The 20,699-nt window shown below is 49.1% G+C and carries 21 protein-coding genes; 5 read left to right on the top strand and 16 right to left on the bottom strand.

The features are described 5' to 3' along the window. Position 1: 1 nt before the first annotated feature. From ACV7NC_RS06345 to ACV7NC_RS06320, 6 genes are all read right to left on the bottom strand, one after another. The gene (locus tag ACV7NC_RS06345; protein ID WP_458154672.1) at positions 2–727 is read right to left on the bottom strand and encodes a glycosyltransferase; all 726 of its coding nucleotides are present in this window, start codon (positions 725–727) and stop codon (positions 2–4) included. A 75-nt stretch (positions 728–802) separates the two neighbouring features. Beyond that, positions 803–1,390 (bottom strand): protoglobin domain-containing protein, encoded by a 588-nt coding sequence (locus tag ACV7NC_RS06340; protein WP_292924014.1) that lies wholly within the window; start codon positions 1,388–1,390, stop codon positions 803–805. Positions 1,391–1,573: 183 nt separating this feature from the next. Beyond that, complete coding sequence (locus ACV7NC_RS06335; protein ID WP_458154671.1) at positions 1,574–2,962, bottom strand: FGGY family carbohydrate kinase; 1,389 nt, start codon at positions 2,960–2,962, stop codon at positions 1,574–1,576. Next, positions 2,959–4,548: an FAD-dependent oxidoreductase gene (locus tag ACV7NC_RS06330; RefSeq protein WP_458154670.1), complete on the bottom strand. Its 1,590-nt coding sequence runs from the start codon at positions 4,546–4,548 to the stop codon at positions 2,959–2,961. The genes ACV7NC_RS06335 and ACV7NC_RS06330 overlap by 4 nt, the downstream gene beginning before the upstream one ends. Continuing rightward, on the bottom strand, positions 4,545–5,300 hold the full coding sequence (locus ACV7NC_RS06325; protein WP_458154669.1) for a glycerophosphodiester phosphodiesterase: 756 nt from the start codon (positions 5,298–5,300) through the stop codon (positions 4,545–4,547). The genes ACV7NC_RS06330 and ACV7NC_RS06325 overlap by 4 nt, the downstream gene beginning before the upstream one ends. A gap of 14 nt (positions 5,301–5,314) precedes the next feature. Next, on the bottom strand, positions 5,315–6,451 hold the full coding sequence (locus tag ACV7NC_RS06320) for an ankyrin repeat domain-containing protein (protein WP_458154668.1): 1,137 nt from the start codon (positions 6,449–6,451) through the stop codon (positions 5,315–5,317). 238 nt (positions 6,452–6,689) lie between these two features. Between ACV7NC_RS06320 and pgeF the strand changes: the two genes are divergently transcribed. The 4 genes from pgeF to ACV7NC_RS06300 all read left to right on the top strand — a co-directional run bounded on the left by pgeF (position 6,690) and on the right by ACV7NC_RS06300 (position 10,237). After that, entirely contained in the window at positions 6,690–7,451 is a 762-nt protein-coding gene (gene pgeF / locus ACV7NC_RS06315; RefSeq protein ID WP_458154666.1) for a peptidoglycan editing factor PgeF, read from the top strand. A 74-nt stretch (positions 7,452–7,525) separates the two neighbouring features. Continuing rightward, positions 7,526–8,335 (top strand): ZIP family metal transporter, encoded by an 810-nt coding sequence (locus tag ACV7NC_RS06310; RefSeq protein ID WP_458154664.1) that lies wholly within the window; start codon positions 7,526–7,528, stop codon positions 8,333–8,335. A gap of 182 nt (positions 8,336–8,517) precedes the next feature. Continuing rightward, complete coding sequence (locus ACV7NC_RS06305; RefSeq protein WP_458152745.1) at positions 8,518–9,540, top strand: IS110 family RNA-guided transposase; 1,023 nt, start codon at positions 8,518–8,520, stop codon at positions 9,538–9,540. A 244-nt stretch (positions 9,541–9,784) separates the two neighbouring features. Next, positions 9,785–10,237, top strand: a complete 453-nt coding sequence (locus tag ACV7NC_RS06300) for a DUF4019 domain-containing protein (RefSeq protein ID WP_458154663.1) — start codon at positions 9,785–9,787, stop codon at positions 10,235–10,237. A gap of 11 nt (positions 10,238–10,248) precedes the next feature. On the opposite strand, the gene ACV7NC_RS06295 is transcribed toward ACV7NC_RS06300, so the two are convergent. The 10 genes from ACV7NC_RS06295 to ACV7NC_RS06250 form a co-directional block, all read right to left on the bottom strand. Further along, positions 10,249–12,840 (bottom strand): glycosyltransferase family 39 protein, encoded by a 2,592-nt coding sequence (locus ACV7NC_RS06295; RefSeq protein WP_458154662.1) that lies wholly within the window; start codon positions 12,838–12,840, stop codon positions 10,249–10,251. A gap of 39 nt (positions 12,841–12,879) precedes the next feature. Continuing rightward, positions 12,880–13,875: an endolytic transglycosylase MltG gene (mltG, locus tag ACV7NC_RS06290; protein ID WP_458154660.1), complete on the bottom strand. Its 996-nt coding sequence runs from the start codon at positions 13,873–13,875 to the stop codon at positions 12,880–12,882. Between the two features lie 17 nt (positions 13,876–13,892). Beyond that, entirely contained in the window at positions 13,893–15,134 is a 1,242-nt protein-coding gene (fabF, locus tag ACV7NC_RS06285; protein WP_458154659.1) for a beta-ketoacyl-ACP synthase II, read from the bottom strand. 43 nt (positions 15,135–15,177) lie between these two features. Further along, a complete protein-coding gene (gene acpP, locus ACV7NC_RS06280; protein ID WP_292917131.1) occupies positions 15,178–15,417 on the bottom strand; it encodes an acyl carrier protein in 240 nt (79 codons plus the stop codon). 111 nt (positions 15,418–15,528) lie between these two features. Beyond that, entirely contained in the window at positions 15,529–16,266 is a 738-nt protein-coding gene (gene fabG / locus ACV7NC_RS06275; protein ID WP_458154658.1) for a 3-oxoacyl-ACP reductase FabG, read from the bottom strand. Positions 16,267–16,321: 55 nt separating this feature from the next. Further along, positions 16,322–17,266, bottom strand: a complete 945-nt coding sequence (gene fabD / locus ACV7NC_RS06270; protein ID WP_458154656.1) for an ACP S-malonyltransferase — start codon at positions 17,264–17,266, stop codon at positions 16,322–16,324. 3 nt (positions 17,267–17,269) lie between these two features. Beyond that, positions 17,270–18,226 (bottom strand): beta-ketoacyl-ACP synthase III, encoded by a 957-nt coding sequence (locus ACV7NC_RS06265; RefSeq protein ID WP_458154655.1) that lies wholly within the window; start codon positions 18,224–18,226, stop codon positions 17,270–17,272. 13 nt (positions 18,227–18,239) lie between these two features. Next, positions 18,240–19,268 (bottom strand): phosphate acyltransferase PlsX, encoded by a 1,029-nt coding sequence (plsX, locus tag ACV7NC_RS06260; RefSeq protein WP_458154653.1) that lies wholly within the window; start codon positions 19,266–19,268, stop codon positions 18,240–18,242. A 64-nt stretch (positions 19,269–19,332) separates the two neighbouring features. Continuing rightward, positions 19,333–19,512: a 50S ribosomal protein L32 gene (gene rpmF, locus ACV7NC_RS06255; RefSeq protein WP_458154652.1), complete on the bottom strand. Its 180-nt coding sequence runs from the start codon at positions 19,510–19,512 to the stop codon at positions 19,333–19,335. 18 nt (positions 19,513–19,530) lie between these two features. Beyond that, positions 19,531–20,046, bottom strand: a complete 516-nt coding sequence (locus tag ACV7NC_RS06250) for a YceD family protein (RefSeq protein ID WP_458154651.1) — start codon at positions 20,044–20,046, stop codon at positions 19,531–19,533. A 56-nt stretch (positions 20,047–20,102) separates the two neighbouring features. Here ACV7NC_RS06250 and ACV7NC_RS06245 point away from each other — a divergent pair, with 56 nt between their 5' ends. Then, positions 20,103–20,699, top strand: a complete 597-nt coding sequence (locus tag ACV7NC_RS06245) for a Maf family protein (RefSeq protein ID WP_458154650.1) — start codon at positions 20,103–20,105, stop codon at positions 20,697–20,699.

Raw genomic sequence — 20,699 nt, 5'->3', positions numbered from 1 at the left:
ATTAACGCCTACCGTCATACCAGATCGGTAATTTCTTTTTGTCGAGTAACGTTTTACGGGGACTAAAGATGACACGCAATAACTGTCCGGCAATTTCACGGCCAGTATAGAGTTGGGTTTTTCGTGGAGACGTTTCCAATGGGTGACGGGTCAGGATCGTAAACTTCAATCCGCGTTGGCGTCCCCACTTTTTAAGTAGTTGACTTAAATCGATTTCATCAGCGGCGAACATCTCCTGGTTAAAGCCGCCCACGTCACGGAATGCATCGGCGCGGCAAACCACCAGCGCACCTGCAGCCCAATGGAAAGTTACCGAAAGTGCAGTCCAAAGCCGCATGGCAGCGTTACCCCACCAGGGTAAGCCGGGCATGTGCAGGACACTGCCGCAGCCGACATATCGACCGCTTTCGATGAGTTGCAGGATGTCAGCGACCATACCGGGATTTAGCAGGCTATCGGCATCGACAAACAGCAGCCAATCACCGGTTGCGACGGCAGCACCGGCATTACGCGCACGGCCAATTTGGTTGACCGGTTCGAAAACCACTGTGGCGCCAGCTTGTTTGGCGAGTTCTGCAGTTTTATCGGTGGAATTGTTGTCGACAACAATCACTTCATGCGTGAAACCGGTTCTTGAATTGGCGTTGACCGACTCCCGGATCGAGCGCAAACACTCCAAGATTAACTGTTGTTCGTTAAAAGCAGGAATGATGATCGAAAGATGCATGGGGGTGATGCTGCAAAAAATGGTGTGAGGTGCGAATTTTGGTGGAGAGCGGGCGTGCCGCTCTCCAGCGTAAGTTTAGAACTCGCCCGATTTGATATACGGTTGTGACCACAGAATCACCTGCATCAGCACCGATTTGCGCCATGCGTCTTGCATACGGTCGACATCGTCGCGCGAATGGCCGCCTTTCTCCAGGAACGGGCGCAATGTGGTGGTGATCGGGATCAACAATGCAAAAATGTAATGCACGTGAATAATCGGCACCGCTTTTACATTGTCGGTGGTGTTTTTCTTTGTGCTGTGATGGCGTAAGCCGATCTCGTGTTGATAATTCAACCAATCTTGATTGTAATCAGCGTTGGCGGTATCCAGAATCCATTGGCCGAAACGTTTACGGACACCACCGAGGTAATCCATATTCGGTTGGCCGTCGGAGGCATTGGTAAAGTAGTGGAGCAGGAACGGGGTTGAACCGACGAATCCGTACCATACATCGAGAATTTGCTCGACTTGATCTTTCAGCACGTCATGCGACATTTTCAAGTAACGCACATCGTCATCGCCAAATAGCGATGCTTGTTTGAGTTTGGCAAAATCGTCCATGGAAACGGGAGATTTTGCAACGGCAGCAGTGCCGTAGGTATAACCGGGTATATTTGCCATAAGATTTCCTTTTTATAATTTAAGATGTTGATTCTCAGCGGTAACAACATACATCGTTACCCAATCATTCAATATCATGCGATGATGCATTTAATCTTGGTTCGAAAAGAATCATTCCAGTGAACCGATATTCGCGGTGCGAATTTTACAGGATTGATTATTTGTAAGGCTAGATTTTTCATGTCAACTGCGAGGGATTTTCAGCAGAACATCCAACCACTGTTTCCAGTGCAAGTATTTTTCGTTGAGCTTGGGATTGGCTTGTTCGATCATTATTTTTTTCCTCGCCGTGCGGTTGATAACCGTAAATCCAGCAGCCAGCATGGCGGCGCCCTGCAAACTGGCTTCCTTTTGCTGCAAGTGGAAAACCGGCACTGAGCTACACTGAGCGATGCCCTGTTGAAGGCAGGGCGATTCGGATAAGCCGCCGGATAACAATACCCCCGACAAAGGTGCATGCTGATGAAATTCTTCGACGATGCGCGTTACCCTGAAAATAATCGCTTCGAGTAACAGTGAAGCAACTTGCTGCTGGTTCAAATGGGTGATTGCTTGAGAAAAATAGAGCCCCCAGTCATTGCGGAAATAAGGTGCGCCCAAGCCACTGGGCTCGGCCAAACAATAAATATCGCTGGTTGCAAGATCTTGCAAGGTGCACGATTTCACCGGATAAGGCGCGAGTGCTGCGGCAATCGAATTAAGCGTTCCTTCGATGGCAAAATGCGCTGGCTGACCGGTTCGACAGACCAGCGTTTGCAGGTAACCGTTAAATGCCGATTCACCGCTTTTAAGCGAGCGGATGACAAATCCGCCCGTTCCAAGATTGACCAATGCTTCACTGCGGTTATCCGCCAGGCTGGCGAATAATGCCGCGGATTGATCGCCGACACTGGCTTGCAATGTCAATCCATTGCTCAATGGCAGATTGAAGCCGGTTGAAGGTTGAATTTCCGGTAAAACCGAGCGTGGGACATCAAATAACTGGCATAAATCCTCAGACCATTGCTGCTGGTGAATATCCATCAATAGCGTTCGCGCCGCCATTGAAACATCGGTGATGAAATGTTGCTTGTGTGTCCAGCGCCAAATCAGAAAGGTATCCAACGTTCCGACTTGCCATTCACTTTCGATGAGTTTCTCGCGCCATAACGGGTTCTGCTGCAATAACACACTGAGTTTTGGAGCGAAGTAATAGGGTGTTAGCCGAAGGCCGGTCATTGATTGAATCGTGCCGGCCGATGCGTGCAAACGGTCGCAACAACTGGCTCCACGGTCATCTTGCCACGAAATCAACGGTGTTACTGGTTGACCGGTGGTTCTATCCCAAATCAAAAAAGATGAGCGCTGACTGCATAAGCCTAACGGCGGTTTCGAAGCGGTTTCCGAAAGACACAGTGCGAGCGCTGCATCGGCTGACTCAGCATATTGCAAGGCATCGCTTTCATAGCGACCCTGTTGTCCATTGATAACCGGCGCCGAGCGGGAAACGATGGAAGAGAGATTTCCGCAGGAATCCATCAAAGCTGCTTTGATGGAAGTAGTGCCTAAATCCAAAGCGACCGCAGCAATCATTCTATGTTCCGGAAGTTGCTGCAACGGGATATTTCTTGCGCGATGCGTACTTCGTCCCACCCTAAAGGACTGGCAACCAACCGAGCGATTTGGTTGAGCTGTTCTTCGCTAAGCTTAGTCAGAATTAGCAACGGCAAACGGCGGCGCAGCAAGTCATCCAGATGAACGACCATTTCGGTGGCTGCGCAGTGCAGCAGGTCGGCGAGAATGAATGGCAAGGTCGGTACAATGCGCTGTGCGAGTTGCGCATTTGTTTGGATTTGTTGCAGGATTGCTGTCGCCTTGATGCCGTGACGGCGTAGCAGCCAATGTATGCTGGCAGCATCGACTCCAAGCTGTGTTGCCTGCATTGTCATTTGTGAATGCCATGCTGCGAAAGCGCCAGGCGGTGCCCATGGTGACGGTTTTTCCTGGGTGACACAAACAGCGGCGATGCCCAGTTGTGTACAGATGGTATCCACGATGCGGGCAGCGTCTTGCCGCGAGGAAGTGATTTTACCGCCAATGGCGTAATGCGCGCCGTTCGGAGCGGTTTTTAATTCCCAGTCTCGACTCAACGCGGACGGTGATTCGCTTGAAGCCGATTGCGACGGTTGTTTAAAAACCCGCACACCGGCGAAACTACCGATGATATCGCGACGAGTCCAGGGAACTCTTAGATAGTGATTGGCAGCAGCAAGCAAATAATCAATATCGCTGGTTTCAACCGCAACCTGTTCGGTATCGGCGTTGAGATCGGTATCGGTGGTTCCGAGCAAGGTCAAACCGTACCATGGAATCATGAAAAACACCCGGCCATCGGCAGGTGCCGTCAATAACAGCGCATCGGTGTCGAGTATGGAAGGCATGATCAGATGCACGCCTTTGGCCAGCCGGCACCAATCCCGGCTCGGTGATTCTTTGGCTAACCACAAACCGGTGGTGAACACGATTTTGCGGGCATGAATCGGGAGTTCGTGACCGGTCAATTGGTCGCGAACGATTGCGCCGCTAGCCTTGCCTTCTGCTTCCAGGATTTGCAACAACTGGCAATAGTTGATGCAACAAGCGCCAACCGCTTGCGCACCGGCGATCAATTCCAGTACCAGGCGAGCATCGTCGGTTTGCGCGTCGGCGTAGGTGAACCCACCTTTCAGTTGATTTTGCTTGATTGCAGGAAAATGCGCGCTGAATTGCTCGGGATTGAAATATCGATGCCGCATGGATGGATCGGTATCGTCCGCTAGATAATCGTATAGCGACAACCCCAATTTCAGTTGTAACCGGTTGATTCGTTGCCGGGCAAAGACCGGTACGCCGAAGCGTAACGGCCAAACACGGTGCGGCGCAATGCGCAACAGCCGGGTACGTTCCTGGAGCGATTTGCTGACCAGCTTGAAATCGTACGTTTCCAGATAACGCAAACCGCCGTGGATCAATTTGGACGAAGCGGAAGAAGTCGCGCTGGCCCAATCGCTTTGCTCGACGATGGCGACTTTCAGTCCGCGCAATGCCGCGTCATACGCAGTCCAGGCACCGTAAATACCGCCACCGCAAATCAAAAGATCGAATTTCTGCTGTCCTAATGCGGCGAAGTCACGTTTCATCGATCGCGCAATATCAATGCTTGCTGCGGTACGTCGCTGATCAGGATATCCACGCCCAGCTCCAGTGCTTTAGTAATCTCGGCATCGCTGTTACAGGTGTAGACACCGGCACATTTGCCATGATCGTGCAATAAATCGACGATGGCTTGATCAGCAGTATCGATCGGCAAGCAGAAGCCGTGCAGAAATTCGTGTGAAGTCAATAGCCTGAGCGCATCATCGATAGTTTGACCGGTTTCAAAATTGTAGATCAGCGGAAAATCTGTACGGTATTGATGCGCATATTCCAGACTTGCGAGATTGAACGACGATATCAGCATGTGCCGATCAGGATCGTTACCGATTAAATCGAGCGTTTGCCGCATTTTGCTATGATGACGCGAAACCGGTTCCCAATCGCGATTCTTGATTTCGATCAGTAACCGGCAACGCTGCCGGTACTCGCGCAAAAAATCCGCTAGCGTCATGATACTTTCACTACCGGAATCGGGATTAATCAGTGCGCGCAGTTGCTGATAATCAAAATCGTCGATGTGCTTGCCGTTCAATCCGATTTTGTCGAGAAAACGGTCATGCCAAAGCACAGTCACGTCATCGCGGCTTAACTGCACATCGGTTTCGATACCGTCGATGGCATAGCGCAGCGCTTTGTCGAAAGCGCTGCGGGTGTTTTCCATGGCTTCACGATTGGCGCCGCGATGCGCGAACACTTGGCATTTTTCAGGTGGCGAGTGCTCAGGCATCGAATTCATACAAGTATCCGTGATTATTTTTTAGCGGCTTGCAGCAACTCGACAATTGCGGGATCTTTTGCAATTTCTGCCGCGGTTTTCCCGGTTTTACTTTTGATCGAAGTGTCCGCGCCTTTTGCCAAGAGCAATTTGACCGCATCAGTGTGATCATGCAAGCCTGCCCACATGAGTGCGGTTACGCCGTCTTCGTTTTGCAAATCAATTTTTGCACCGTTTTCCAATAAAATTTCGATGACCGGCGTATGGCCGTTCTGTGCGGCTAGAATTAATGGAGTGAATCCATTCGTGGCTTTGTGATCTATGGCGGCGCCGTGCTTGATGAGTGTTTTTACGATTTCGCTGTGTCCCATCAGAGCCGCCAAAGTCAATGGTGTGGCACTATTTTGATCTTGCGCATCAACCTTGACGTTCTTTGCCAGTAGTGCATTCACGATGTCGCTATGACCATTTTGAGCTGCGATAAATAATGGCGTAGTATTGTCGACGGCTACTATATCCGCGGCTGCATTCTTTGCTAACAGGGTTTCAACGATTGCGGTATGGCCATTCCGCGCGGCCATATAGAGTGCCGTGGTATTGTCCGATGCTTGATCATCAACTTTTGCGCCTTTTGCCAGCAGCTTCTCGACGATAGAACCTTTGCCTTCCATGGCGGCGATGATCAAAGCCGTGAGTTTTTCCTGGGTGTGCAGATGAATGTCGGCGCCTTTATCCAGCAAGGTATCGACGATGGCATCCCGTCCTTTTTGGATGGCCAGCATCAACGGGGTAATGCCATCGGTGGTTTGGGCATTGATATCAGCGCCCTTGGCTAAGAGCATTTCAACAATATCCGCATGGCCGTTTTTGGTAGCAATGGTCAGTGCCGTTACGCCGCCTGCATTCTTGTGATTGACGTCAGCATTGCTTTCCAGCAATTTTTTTACGATCTCGCTATGACCGAATTGCGAAGCAACGATCAATGCAGTGAATCCCATTTCGTTTTGATAATTGACATTAATGCCTTTTTCCAGAAACTGCGTGATGGTCTCGGTTTTTCCCGAAAATGCAGCTTTAAGGAATTCGGTTTCGTCTTCGGTTGCGGCATGCGCCAAGGGTATGATTATCGCTATGGTTACGATGGTGCGAGCTAAAGATTTCAGTATTATCAAAAGGTAGTTCTTTATATAATTCATCGATTACACCTATTACGGGCTTGTTATGGTCAATTTAGGGTTATTAAGGAGATAACGGATCAGTGCAAGTGCATTGAGTTTGATTGTTACTTCTTATCCTTCATATTTTAACTCAGAAATATCCGGTTAAAGGTTGAATTGGGATTGGAAGTTTTTTCAGAGGCAGCGGAAATTTTGTGAACCGGGTCAAAATTTTCAAATTTTATTTAGGGATATGCAGGTGATCACAACCAACGATTGGATTGTTCCCGATTGGCCGGCGCCGGACAACGTCAGAGCGTTGTTTACCACGCGTAACGGTGGCGTCAGTAGCGGTGCGCACGGAATGTATACATCATTGAATCTCGGTGCGCATGTGAATGACAAACCGGAAAATGTAACGCAGAACCGGGCTTTATTGCGCCATCATTTGCCGCAGGAACCGAAATGGCTAAACCAAGTGCATGGCGCGCAGCCGGTTCAAATTGAACATGCTGCAGCGGAGATTCCCGAGGCAGATGCTGCTTTCAGCCGTCGGCAGCAAACAGTGTGCGCAGTGATGGTGGCCGATTGCTTGCCGGTATTGCTGTGTGATCAGGCTGGAACGGGGGTGGGTATTGCGCATGCCGGTTGGCGCGGTTTGGCCGGTGGCATCATCGAGAATACCGTCGAAGCGATGCAAATGGATCCATGTCGGTTAATGGCGTGGCTGGGGCCAGCTATTGGTCCGGATCATTTTGAAGTCGGCGCGGAGGTTTATGCGGCATTCGTGCAGCATGATGATCGCGCGCAACAAGCTTTTCAACCCAAGCACTCTAATGGCCAGGCAAAGTGGCTTGCAGACATTTTTTTATTGGCGCGGCAGCGGCTCAGCAATTGCGGCGTAACAAAAATTTATGGCGGGGGAGTCTGTACCTATAGCGACCCCGCCCGATTTTATTCTTACCGTCGCGATGGCGAAACCGGGCGGATGGCAGCGTTGATCTGGCTTGAATGAAATTTATTAACATGTGATTCTATCCAGTTAGCTGCAACAGCGTATAATCCCGCCTTTCCTTTTCGATTAGTTTTATGTCGACGCTTACCTGGATCATCACCGCCAGCCTGCTGGGCGGGGTGTTGAGTATATTGTTTGCCGCTGTGTTGGCGCTCAATGCCAGGATATCCTGGTTATCCTTGCTGGTGTCCTATGCGATTGGCGCATTGCTGGGAGCCGCTTTCTTGAATACTCTGCCGGAGGCGCTTGAGCACTCCGATAATCCCGTGCAAGTATCTATGACGGTGCTGTTTGGTATTCTGGCTTTTTTTATTTTAGAGAAGCTGGTGTTATGGCGGCACTGTCATCTGGAAAATTGCGAGGCGCATGATCCTTCGCATGACCATGCATTAGCAGCGTCAGCACCGCATTACCATCAGCACGATCACGGCCGCAGCGGAATGATGGTGATTGTCGGCGATACCTTTCATAATTTCGTTGATGGAATACTGATTGCGGCTGCTTTTATGGTCGACGTGCAATTAGGCATCGTAACTTCGATTGCCATCATCGCGCATGAGATTCCCCAAGAAGCCGGGGATTTTATCATTTTGCTAAATTCTGGCTACACGCGCCATAAAGCGTTTCTACTGAACTTATTTTCCAGTTTTGCAACACTGGTTGGCGGCGTTCTGGCCTACTTTACTTTGCATAATATGAGTTTCCTGGTACAACCGCTACTGGCGATTGCCACCGCCAGTATGATCTACGTAGCGATGTCTGACTTAATCCCAGGATTGCATAAACGCCCGGAAATTCATGCGACCATCCAGCAAGTGACTTTAATTTTGCTCGGAATTGCTTCAATCTGGATCATTGGAAATATTTTTCCCCATGCGCAGTGATCATCTGAGTAATACGCAAATGAGGGTTTGATAATTGAGGAGATGGCATGGACGCCTCCCTCCCCACCGGGGAGTCGGGGTAAGCAATAGAAATTGAGTTAGAGCCCCTCGCGGACCTGACGGCATCTACGTGCCAAGGTGGAGATAATAGAATCTTTCCACAAACGGATGGAGGGGCTGAAATGAATTTTACAACCTATGGGTTGGATATCGCAAAGCGAGTTTTTCAACTGTGCTGGGTGACACACGAGAGCGGCGAGATACACAACCGCAAGTTTAGCAAGCAGGAATTGCTGGAATTTTTTGCGCAACGTGAAGCTGGGCTGATTGCAATTGAGGCATGCGGAAGCGCGCACTGGTGGCGACGCAAACTGATGGCACTGGGACATGAGGTTAAACTGATTCACGCCAAGTTTGTCCGGCCCTTTGTGCAAGGCAATAAGACCGATGCGGCGGATGCCAAGGCAATCTGGACGGCGGTACGGCAACCGGGGATGCGCATGGTTGCGGGTAAAACAGAAGATCAACAAGCGCTGCTGGCACTGCACCGGATGAGATTATCGCTAATCAAGTTCCGTACCATGCAAGTGAACCAGCTGCGCGGCTTACTCTACGAATTTGGTGTTACGTTGAAGGGCGGCAGACAAGCAGGTCTGTCAGAAATACAGCAGCGCATGACTGAACTGGAAGGAATCGTACCTGGTGTGCTGTTTGAAGCAGTCAAGGAGCAATTGAATCGGCTCGATGAAATCGAAGCGGACGTGAAGAACATTGAACGCAGAATCAAAGATTGGCAGAAACAGCAGGCTGCATGCAGGAAGATTGCTGAGATCCCCAGTGTGGGAATGCTGACGGCAACTGCCCTTGTCGCCACGATGGGTGAAGCAGATAGCTTTAAATCTGGGCGGGAATTTGCTGCCTTTGTGGGGCTTGTTCCAAGGCAGAGCGGCACGGGCGGCAAGATCAAGCTGTTAGGTATCAGCAAACGGGGCGACACGTATTTACGCACCTTGCTGATCCATGGCACCAGGGCCGTCATGTTCAACGCCAAAGATAAAGGCGCGTGGAGTGAAGCACTGCTCCAGAGGCGCCCGACGAATGTGGCCATTGTTGCGATGGCCAACAAGATGGCGCGAACGGCGTGGGCGATTTTAGCGCATGATCGAGAGTACCAAAAGGGTTATGTGAGCCAAGTGCTCACATAACAAAGAACAACCACTGAAAAGGAGTGGAATGCTGATAGGTTGCGCAGGTAGATAAATCCGTGTGATGGCGAAACAGGTCGGACCGCAAGAACGTAAACCTGAATTTTTACCAGTGCTTCGAGCACGACGAGGAGATGAGGGCGTTCTTGGCGAATTCCATTAGGGCCCGCAGACAGAAATCCAATCTGCAATAAGGCCGGATATAAGACTGCAGCCGATTTCCTTTTTACCAAAACACGAAATATTGCTTGCCAAACCGGGAGGTGTCCATATAAGTTTAATAATGAAAAAATGGTTCATGCTTATGCTGTTACTTGTTTGCAGTAGCTTTGCGCAAGCGGATGACAGCGAAATCTTAAAAGCGGTGGAAAGTGCTGCGCGGTCCTGGTTTGAGTTGGTGGATGATGGAAAATACAAAGAAAGCTGGGAAACAGCATCGGCTTTGTTTAAAACAAAAAACTCCGAAACGGAATGGGTAAAATCGATTTCTGGCATCAGAACCCCCCGTGGTGCAATGACTGCCCGGTATTTGGCTACCGCAGGGGCGACCAAATCAATCTCCGGATTTCCCGATGGCGAATATGTCGTGCTGCAGTTTTATACGACATTCGCTGAAAAAGGATTGGCGATGGAGACAGTCACGCTGGCTAAAACTGTGGAAAATAGCTGGCAGATGGCCGATTATGCGATCAAGTAACTTTTGATTGCTTAGTTTTCCGGCGTTATGCCGCTGAATCCTTCCGAAATCCGGTAGTAGACTCGTCTTACTGGCGTGCCATAGCGTTCTATCACGCGATACTCAATCGATCCGGGTTGTATCAGCATAGGTTTGAGATCGGTGCCCTGCCTGGTTTTTTCCAGGTGCCGGCGTTTCATGCCAACCTGGATGACCGGGCGATCCACCGGTGCTTGTGAAGGCAACCAGTATTCATACATGGCACCGCTATCGCCAAACATATTGCGTGAGCGGATATCCAATACCGACTCTCCATGGGTGTAAAATGCCAGCGCACTGGCCACAGACCATTTGCTCATACCAACAATGACCGGTTCTTTACCGGTTTGATTCCTGACATCCGCTGCAATCTGTTGGATTTCATCGGCCGTTTCCCGCCAGAAATAATGCTCGGTGAACAGATGATAGGGAATGCCGGGTATTCCCAATACGACATAATGCAATACAAATGCGTAAACAAGAATGCAGCTAACGGCCGTGAGCCGCCAGCCTTTCAGTATGCGCTTGCCGAGTGTTCCAAGCTGCTCGCTATGGCCGATCATCCAGGCGAGGGTGGGTAAAATTGCCAGCCAGATAGGGCCGGTCCAGTGAAAGCGTGGTGCATCCGATAGGCTTGCAATGATGAAGATGATCAGAGGAACGCCGGTGAAAATTTGCACAAATAGGTGTTGTCTGCGTTCCAACGGTTGATCGATTGGCTTCTTGATTGAAAACAACGCGAACGCCGCAGCGGCAAAGCCGATGGGTGTTAATAATACGATGATGTGAAGAAATAACTGATGAACGGCAAACTGATAGCGGTCCGTCAACACCCGGTTGGATTGAAAAGCAAACGAGGCCCAATCATTTTCATAATTCCACAGTATTACCGGTGAAAATAGCAGCAGCGCCAGCAGCGAAGCTAAATAAGGATGAGGACGTAACATCCAGCGGCGCGCGGTTGGATCGATCATCACGTATATCAGCGCGGCAATTCCTAATAGCCCCAAGGTATACTTGGATAACAGTCCGAGACCAAAAGCAATCCCCATGCCGAGCCAAGCGGAACGTTGCCCTGCAACCAATGCGCGTTCCATGTAATAGAGGGTAGCCGCCCACGCCGCGACTAACGGCGCATCCGGAATCATCAGAAAACCCGAGCCGAATCCCAGCGGTAATATGACCAGCAACAGCATGGTGCGCATCGCAGTGGATTTGTCATATAAATTCAGCGCCATGGCATACAAATAACCCATTGCGATCAAGCCGCTGAGCAGCGCGCCGATTCGAACGCCGAATTCGTTGTGTCCCAAGATTGATGTACCCATCCAGATCAGCCAAGCGACCATGGGCGGGTGGTCGTAAAAACTGAGATCCATGTGCTGCGCGTATTGCCAATAGTAGGTTTCATCCGGGATTAGCTGGGCCAGGCCGAAATAAACCAGACGCAGCAATACTGCAAATAGAACAATGCCAATAGCTGCCGTACGCCACTGGATATCGAGGGATGGCGGATGCTTTTGATCCGGGAAGACATAAAAAGCGGAACCGAGATAATTCACGACAGCGGTAGCGGCAATCGCCGGAAAAATTGCCAGTGCGGGTGGAACCTGAAAGACATAAACCAGCAATGCCAAGACACCGCCACGCAGCAATAAAGCCAGAAAACCGACCGTCAGGAAACGGCCGAATTGATGCCAGTGTAAATAACCCGCGTGATGATCCCGGAAAGACCACTTGGAATTGAATGCGTAATTGGTGGTTGCGGCGACAAAGAAACTGACAAAGTGCGACATCGCAAGTCCGGCGTCACGGCTCATCATCCATTGGAAAATCAAGGCGTCGATGATCACGCCAAACAGACCTACCACTGCAAATCGCCCCGCCGTGTTGAGCGAGGCGGTGCCGCCGGCTAATGTAATCAAACGCTGTATGTACGCCTGCTGATGCGAAAACGATAATTTCGATGCACCATGCGTGCGGTCGCTGAAGCAGATTGGAATTTCCGTGACCCTGATTTTCCCTTGATTGGCCATCAACAGTTCCAGCAAGATCTTGTAACCACGCGCATGGTTTGAAATGTTATCCGCCAGTTCGCGCCGGAATGCAAAAAAGCCGGAGGTCGCGTCATTGACATCGCAAATGGGGCGAGCAATCAAACCGCCAATGCGTGACAGCAGTTGACGATATAACGGCCAATTTTCGGTTTTTCCGCCTGCAATATAGCGGCTGCCGATGGCAACATCGAAAGAGCGGTTCAACACCGGTGTGACAATGTCCGGCAATTGTTCGGGTGGATGGCTAAGATCCGCATCCATAACGACAATGACATCACTACCGGCTGCAGCAACACCCGCCAAAATCGAGCCGGTTAAATCGGGTTTTTCACGTCGTTCGATCAGGCGGACACAGGATTGTTTGCCCCAATTTCGTACTTTCTCCGGTGTGCCGTCGGAGGAACCATCATCCACAAAGATGATTTCAAAGGACCCGGGAGAAAGATCCAGAGCTAGGAGGCGGGTGACGAGTGCATCAATATTCTCAGCTTCGTTGAGAGTGGGCACTACGATGGAAAAATCGGTCATGCAGCTCCACAGGCGGGTTTAGGGATAGTTGGCATACATTTATTTGGGTTGTTTCTGGTATTTATTGACCGCTTTATTATGATCTGCCAAGTTTGTGGAAAAATGCGATTCACCATTGCCTTTTGCAACAAAATAAAGAGAGTCGGTTTCTGCCGGATTCAGCGCAGCACGAATCGAGGCAAGACCTGGCATGGCGATAGGGGTGGGCGGTAAGCCATGACGCGTATACGTGTTGTAGGCTTGGTCGGTGAGAAGGTCTTTTTTGCGAAGATTTCCATCAAACTGCTCACCCAAGCCGTAGATGACCGTAGGGTCCGTTTGCAATCGCATTCCTTGCCGCAGCCGGTTTATGAACACGCCAGCGATTTCGGCGCGGTCGGTTTCCACACCGGTTTCTTTTTCGACGATCGACGCCAGAATCAGCGCTTCATAAGGTGTCGTTAATGGTAATGTCTGAGCGCGAGATGCCCATTCTGATTGTAAATGCTTTTGCATGGTGCGATAGGCGCGTTGCAATATCTCGATATCGCTGCTGTCCTTCAAAAAATAGTAGGTATCGGGGAAAAAAATCCCTTCCGCGGCGGTTTCGGTTGCACCGATCATGCGTAAGATCTCTGATTCATCTAAATCAGCCGTGAGCTTTTTTATAAGCGGGTGTTCATTTAGCACTTGCCGTAATTGCGCGAATGTCCAGCCTTCAATGAATTTCACTGCATTGCGCTTGGCGTCACCTGAAGTTAAGTAGTTTAAAAGCGCCAGCTGAGTAACTGTTTCATTGAGCAGATAATCGCCTGCTTTGATTGCTGATTCTTGATCCAAGTAACGAGCAAGTAGAATGAAAGTCCACTTATTAAGAATAACCCCATCGTCTTCCAACTGCTGTGCAACTTGTTTTAGATTGCTGCCTGCGCGGACGGAAAACTCATAGGGTAGGGTTGGAAGCGTGATACTCGAATGAACATGAAGATAAAACCATGCCACAAGCAGCATGGCCATAAGCACACTAATATAGAGGAGGCGTCTTAGCGTGCGCATGCATCGGATGGTTAAGATTACACACTTCGGAAAACAAGCGTGCCGTTGGTTCCACCAAATCCGAAGGAGTTAGATAAAGCAACTTTGATATCCATATCCCGGGCAGCATTGGGAATATAGTCCAGATCACATTGCGGGTCGTGATTGATCAGATTGATCGTGGGCGGTGCAATTTTATGATGGATGGCCAGAACCGAGAAAATCGCTTCTACGCCTCCGGCAGCACCCAGTAAGTGACCTGTCATGGATTTTGTGGAGTTAACAGCCAATTTCCGCGCATGATCGCCAAAGCAGCGCTTAACCGCGATTGTTTCCGCAATATCTCCCAATGGGGTCGAAGTGCCGTGTGCATTGATGTAATCAACTGCAGTCGTATCAATACCTGCATTTTTGAGTGCATTGGACATGCAGCGCGCGGCACCTTCTCCGTCGTCGCAGGGTGCGGTCATATGAAAAGCGTCGGCGCTCATTCCAAAACCGGCAAGTTCGGCATAAATTTTCGCTCCGCGTTTTTTGGCATGTTCCATTTCTTCCAGTACCAAAACGCCTGCGCCTTCACCTAACACAAAACCATCGCGATCAATATCCCAAGGACGGCTTGCGGATTCCGGATGGTCATTTTGGCTTGATAAAGCTTTAGCGGCCGCGAAGCCGCCGATGGCCAATGGCGTAACACAAGATTCCGCGCCGCCACAAACCATCACATCGGCATCGCCGTATTCAATCATGCGCGCGGAATTGCCAATGCTGTGCGTCGCCGTTGTGCAAGCGGTTACAATCGCAAAATTAGGTCCTTTATATCCATACATGATGGATAAATTACCTGCGATCATGTTGATAATCGTACTGGGGATAAAGAAAGGTGAAATTTTACGCGGTCCCCCGGCATGATAAGCGGTGTCGGTATTCTCAATCATCGGCAGTCCCCCGATACCTGAACCGATATTCACGCCAATTCTTTCCGGATCGAGATGAGAAATATCGTCAATGCCAGCATTTTTTACGGCTTGGATAGCCGCTGCCATGCCGTAATGAATGAAAATATCCATCCGGCGAGCCTCTTTGGGCGAGAGGTATTGGTGAATATCAAAATCTTTTACTTCACCAGCAATCTGTGAAGCAAAAGCGGATGCATCGAAACGAGTAATCCGGGTGATTCCGGATTTTCCTGAAATAATGTTATCCCATGCGCTGGAAATTGTGCTTCCTACAGGCGAGACGATACCCAGTCCGGTTACTACTACCTTGCGTTTGGACAAAATGACTCCGCGTGAATGTGCTTATCTTATGAAGAAACTTAAACTAATTCGTGGTGTGTGCTGTGACGTAATCTATCGCTTCCTGGACGGTATTGATTTTCTCAGCTTGCTCATCCGGAATTTCACATTCGAATTCTTCTTCCAACGCCATTACCAGTTCAACCGTATCGAGTGAATCGGCTCCAAGATCATTAACAAAGGACGATTCATTTTTAACTTCAGCCTCGTTAACGCCCAGTTGTTCAGCAACAATTTTTTTAATACGCTGTTCAATATTTTCCATCTAGGTATTTCCTTATCAGGTAAGATAAACTCGATTATTTTAACAAATTTTCAATCTCAACAACACTGCAACTTAGCTAATAATCCTCCTTCGCAGATCTCGATCTGGAAGTTAATCCATATACATTCCGCCGTTTACGTGAAGCGTTGCACCTGTAATGTAGCCGGCTGCTGAAGAAGCTAGAAAAGCCACGGCCGAAGCGACTTCTTCAGGACGTCCTAATCTTCCCAGCGGGACATGCTGGATCAGGTTTTGTTGAAAGGCATCAGCCAGCGAGCGGGTCATATCGGTATCGATAAAGCCAGGAGCAACACAGTTAACCGTGATATTGCGGCTGCCAACTTCTCGCGCCAGCGATTTACTGAATCCAAAAATGCCAGCTTTGGCCGCGGCATAATTCGTTTGCCCCAGGTTCCCCATAGCACCGACAACCGATGAAATATTGATGATACGGCCGTAACGAGCTTTCATCATTGCGCGAAGCACCGCGCGACTTAGGCGGAATACCGATTTCAAATCGGTTTCCATAATGTCATCCCATTCCTCGTCTTTCATACGAACGAGCAAATTATCGCGGGTAATTCCAGCATTATTGATTAATATTTCGACATCACCGAATTTTTCACGAATATCCGCGATGGTGCTTTCGATTTGCGCAGCATCATTGACATTCAGAACCACGCCATGTCCTTTGATGCCGGCTTTTTCCAAGTACTGGCTAATTGTGTTGGCGCCATTTTCACTAGTGGCTGTGCCAATTACCACTGCGCCGTGCTGACCGAGCTTAAGCGCTACCGCTTGTCCAATCCCACGGCTGGCACCGGTAACTAATGTTATTCTGTTTTCCATATCATTTCCCCATAATTACCAGAGCCATGACAATTTATTATTAATATTCATTTGGTTAATTAACCTTTAATTGATTGACAGCTTGCGTGATGGCTTCACTATCCCCCAGCGAGAGCTGCTGCAAATTTTGATCGATACGTTTATTTAACCCAGCCAGCACTTTCCCTGGTCCGCATTCAACTACATGCGTGACACCTTTAGCGGCGATAGCCTGGATCGTGTCGACCCAGCGCACCGGACTCACGAGTTGTTGCACCAATATATCTTTGATGGTTGCCGGATTGGTGTGAGATTTTACATCGGCATTGTGCAGAATTGGCAAGAGTGGCGCATGCAGCGTCACTTTATCCAGTTGTTGTTTCATTTGCTCGGCAGCTGGTTTCATCAGCGAGCAATGCGAAGGGATGCTCATTGGCAACATGATTGCTCTTTTGGCGCCCTTCGCCTTGGCCAGATCGATACCCTGTTGAATGGCGCTTTTGTGTCCGGCAATAACGACTTGGCCCGGAGCGTTGAAATTAGCCGGTTCCAGCGATTCACCATTACTTTGGGCGGTAATTTCACGGCAAATGGTTTCGATGCTTGTATCATCCAATCCCAAGATTGCAGCCATACCGCCTTTACCTTCCGGTACCGCCTGTTGCATTGCCTGCGCTCGGTAGCGGACCAATGCCAACGCATCGGCAAAAGTTAAAGCTTCTGCTGCGACTAAAGCCGTGTATTCACCCAGGCTATGGCCGGCGATGATTGCCGGTTTTTTTCCGCCAAGGCTCGTCCATGCGCGATAGACTGCAACACCAGCAGTCAACATGACCGGTTGCGTATTGACGGTAAGATTCAGATCGTCGACGGAGCCATTATTAACCAGGGACCATAAATCTTGCTTGAGAATATCGGAAGCTTCTGAAAAAGTTTCCTGTATGACGGGTAAGTCGGTGTAACCGTTCATCATGCCAACCGATTGCGAACCTTGCCCAGGAAATACAAATGCAAATGTCATAAATCACCAACGCAGTAGCACTGCACCCCATGTAAAACCGCCGCCGACTCCTTCAAGTAATAGCAATTGGTCTCGCTGTATACGGCCGTCTCGAACCGCGATATCTAATGCAAGCGGAATCGAAGCTGCGGATGTATTACCATGTTTGTCGACCGATACGACGACTTTGTCCATCGGTAATCCCAGTTTTTTGGCGGTCGACTGTATTATTCTGATATTCGCTTGATGCGGAATCAGCCAATCGATGTCGGTCGATTGCAGATTATTTTTCTCGACCGCTTCTTGTACGACTTCTTCCAGGACTTTGACGGCAAATTTAAAAACTGCATTCCCTTCCATATTGATATAGGGATTGCCTTGCACTCTTCCGCCGCTGATACACCCAGGTGCCGACAAAATATTGCTATGACTGCCGCTGGCGTGGAGATGGCTTGATAAGATACCAGGCTGATCGCTTTGTGATAGAACCACTGCGCCAGCGCCGTCACCGAATAAAACGCACGTATTGCGATCATTCCAGTCGAGTATTTTGGAATAAATTTCACTGCCTACCACTAAGGCATTGCGGCATTTTCCGGAACTGACAAACATGTCAGCCGTAGCCAGTGCATATACAAAGCCGCTGCAAACCGCCTGCACATCGAATGCCGGGCAATTTTCAATACCCAGCTTATTTTGCAAGATGCATGCAGTGCTAGGAAATATCATGTCCGGCGTTGTCGTGGCGACGATGATCAAGTCGATATCTTCACTGCTGACACCGGCAGCCTGCATGGCATTCTGGCTGGCATACAACGCCAAGTCGCTGGCAACCTGATCATCACGTGCTATATGCCGCTGGGTGATACCGGTGCGGGTGCGTATCCATTCATCACTGGTATCGACCATACGTTCCAGATCGGCGTTGGTGAGAATTTTTTCCGGTAAATAACTACCTGTGCCTGTGATTCTTGAATACATTTATCGGGTCAATTTAATTAGAAGTGGATTGAGCCTGACGCGAGAACTCTGCGACCCGCTCACTGATTCTCCGCAGCATACCGCCTCGCACTTCATCGGCGGCGCGTTTGATTGCGAAACTGAAGGCATATTTATCTGCCGATCCATGGCTTTTGATGACGATACCTCGCAAACCCAAAAAACTGGCACCGTTATAACGGCGATGATCCACTCGGCGCTTGAAGGATTTAATCACCGGCATTGCAATCACCCCGGCCAGTTTGGTTAAAAGATTGCGTTTGAATTCTTGCCGTAAATAAGTTCCCAGCATTTGAGCCAGACCTTCCGATGTTTTTAATGTGATGTTTCCAACAAACCCATCACATACTACAACATCCGTTGTTCCTTTATAAATATCCGTGCCCTCAACATTACCATAAAAATTGAGTCCGCTACGGCGCAATAGCTCGGCCGCCTGTTTTACGACTTCATTACCTTTGATTTCTTCTTCGCCGACATTAAGCAACCCGACACTGGGAAATGCTTTATTCTCCACTGAGGATACTAGCGAAGCGCCCATAATACCGAATTGAAACAAATGCTCGGCGGTGCAATCGATATTGGCTCCCAGATCCAGAACGTAGGTGTGACCTGTGCTAGTGGGTAGTACCACTGCAAGTGCAGGTCGATCAACACCAGGGATTGTCTTCAAGACAAACCGGGACGTTGCCAATAGCGCACCGGTATTTCCAGCGCTAATACAAGCCTGCGCTTCTCCTGTTTTGACAAGATTAATAGCTACGCGCATCGATGAATCTTTTTTGCCGCGTAATGCCGCTGAAGGGGATTCGTCCATGCTGACGACTTCACTGGCAGGGTGCAGTCGGATTCTCGGGCCAAAATCAGCTTTAGCAGCGTGTAATTCGGCTTCAATGGCGTCGGGAATTCCAACCAGGATGATGTTGGCTTCGGGATCTTGCTGCAAATAATCCAACGCAGATGGAACGGTAACATGGGGACCATGGTCACCGCCCATACAATCTATTGCTACAGTGATATCCAATTTCGGTGCTCTTGAGACTCGGAAAAGCTATATTTCAATATGGTTTGTAGCAATAGAAAATAGTTTAATCGTTTTTGGTTTTGACCACTTTTTTGCCACGATAATATCCGTTGGGACTAATATGGTGACGTAAATGAACTTCTCCAGTGCTGGGTTCTACGGCCAATGGCGGGTTGGTCAGAAAATCATGAGCGCGATGCATGCCGCGTTTTGAGGGGGATTTCTTATTTTGTTGAACAGCCATGTGAATTACTCCTTAAACTTAGTTTGCTTTTTTTAATGCTGCCAGTGCCGCAAAAGGATGTGCCGATTGTGGATTATCGCCCGGATTATTGTCAGTTGGTTTCAATTTTAGCGTACTGCATTCACCTTCGGCGTGACGTGATGAAATGGAAAGACTTAATATGACTTCTTCTTCGATTAAACTGAGAATATCAAGTTCAGATGTCGCTAATATCGCATCCATACTGTCATCCTCGTCTGCTTGATCCAATTCAAATTCATCTTTTGCAAGTAACAGGAAAGTTTCAAGATCAACGGTATGAACTAATTTGTCAAGACAGCGCTGGCAATTAAGATGAATTTTTCCATTAATCCGCAAATGCAAGCCCGGTTTTTCGTTTTGATCGAGCCGTCCGGTGATGTGGTAAATTATTTCTCCTTCCCGGTCAAACAACAAGTCATGCAACCGTGCAAGTTCATCCAACGGGATTTTATCATGGCGATTACCCGCATTTTTTACAAATTCGAGGGGATCAATAACAAACCGTACAGACATAAGGCGCGCATGTTATAGTTTTTAATCGTAAGTGTCAAAAAATACAGAAGGAAATTTTGAAAACACAACAGATTACCCCAAAAATAATACTGGGCTCTGGTTCAATTTACCGGAAAGAATTGCTACAACGTTTACAGATTCCTTTCGATACCTGCAGTCCACAGATTGATGAAGCTCCGCTGGATCAAGAATTACCCCAACTAACTGCTTGCCGCTTGGCCGAAGCGAAAGCGCGCGCAGTTGCCGGTATTTATCCGCACGCGTTGGTTATCGGTTCCGATCAAGTGGCTGCCTTGGATGATAGGCATTTGGGAAAACCATTAAATCACAGCAATGCAACCCAGCAGTTGCGCTTGATTCAAGGCCGGGAAGTGGTTTTTTATACGGCACTTTGTCTGTTGAACAGCGAAACCAACCGGCTGCAGACCCATCTCTCACCCTATTATGTGAAGTATCGGTCCTTGGATGATCAGCAAATCGATCACTATTTGCGCATGGAACAACCTTATCAGTGCGCCGGCAGTGCGAAATCAGAAGGATTGGGGATTGCGTTGATCGAAAAAATGACAGGCGACGATCCTACCGGATTGATCGGATTGCCGTTGATCGCTCTGGTGACAATGCTGTCGGCGGAAGGGGTGCGAATTATTTGA

The sequence above is a fragment of the Nitrosomonas limosa genome (assembly GCF_054188085.1).
Note: the sequence above shows the minus strand (reverse complement) of the source record. Positions and strands in the feature narration are given on the sequence as shown.

Excerpts from the sequence above, each read along its gene's own strand:
- ACV7NC_RS06310 (WP_458154664.1), top strand. The coding sequence starts at position 7,526 with ATGTCGACGCTTACCTGGATCATCACCGCCAGCCTGCTGGGCGGGGTG.
- ACV7NC_RS06335 (WP_458154671.1), bottom strand. The coding sequence starts at position 2,962 with ATGATTGCTGCGGTCGCTTTGGATTTAGGCACTACTTCCATCAAAGCA.
- ACV7NC_RS06325 (WP_458154669.1), bottom strand. The coding sequence starts at position 5,300 with ATGAATTCGATGCCTGAGCACTCGCCACCTGAAAAATGCCAAGTGTTC.
- mltG (WP_458154660.1), bottom strand. The coding sequence starts at position 13,875 with ATGCGCACGCTAAGACGCCTCCTCTATATTAGTGTGCTTATGGCCATG.
- ACV7NC_RS06340 (WP_292924014.1), bottom strand. The coding sequence starts at position 1,390 with ATGGCAAATATACCCGGTTATACCTACGGCACTGCTGCCGTTGCAAAA.
- fabG (WP_458154658.1), bottom strand. The coding sequence starts at position 16,266 with ATGGAAAACAGAATAACATTAGTTACCGGTGCCAGCCGTGGGATTGGA.
- acpP (WP_292917131.1), bottom strand. The coding sequence starts at position 15,417 with ATGGAAAATATTGAACAGCGTATTAAAAAAATTGTTGCTGAACAACTG.
- pgeF (WP_458154666.1), top strand. The coding sequence starts at position 6,690 with ATGCAGGTGATCACAACCAACGATTGGATTGTTCCCGATTGGCCGGCG.
- ACV7NC_RS06345 (WP_458154672.1), bottom strand. The coding sequence starts at position 727 with ATGCATCTTTCGATCATCATTCCTGCTTTTAACGAACAACAGTTAATC.
- ACV7NC_RS06305 (WP_458152745.1), top strand. The coding sequence starts at position 8,518 with ATGAATTTTACAACCTATGGGTTGGATATCGCAAAGCGAGTTTTTCAA.
- ACV7NC_RS06330 (WP_458154670.1), bottom strand. The coding sequence starts at position 4,548 with ATGAAACGTGACTTCGCCGCATTAGGACAGCAGAAATTCGATCTTTTG.
- ACV7NC_RS06265 (WP_458154655.1), bottom strand. The coding sequence starts at position 18,226 with ATGTATTCAAGAATCACAGGCACAGGTAGTTATTTACCGGAAAAAATT.
- ACV7NC_RS06250 (WP_458154651.1), bottom strand. The coding sequence starts at position 20,046 with ATGTCTGTACGGTTTGTTATTGATCCCCTCGAATTTGTAAAAAATGCG.
- rpmF (WP_458154652.1), bottom strand. The coding sequence starts at position 19,512 with ATGGCTGTTCAACAAAATAAGAAATCCCCCTCAAAACGCGGCATGCAT.
- ACV7NC_RS06295 (WP_458154662.1), bottom strand. The coding sequence starts at position 12,840 with ATGACCGATTTTTCCATCGTAGTGCCCACTCTCAACGAAGCTGAGAAT.
- fabD (WP_458154656.1), bottom strand. The coding sequence starts at position 17,266 with ATGACATTTGCATTTGTATTTCCTGGGCAAGGTTCGCAATCGGTTGGC.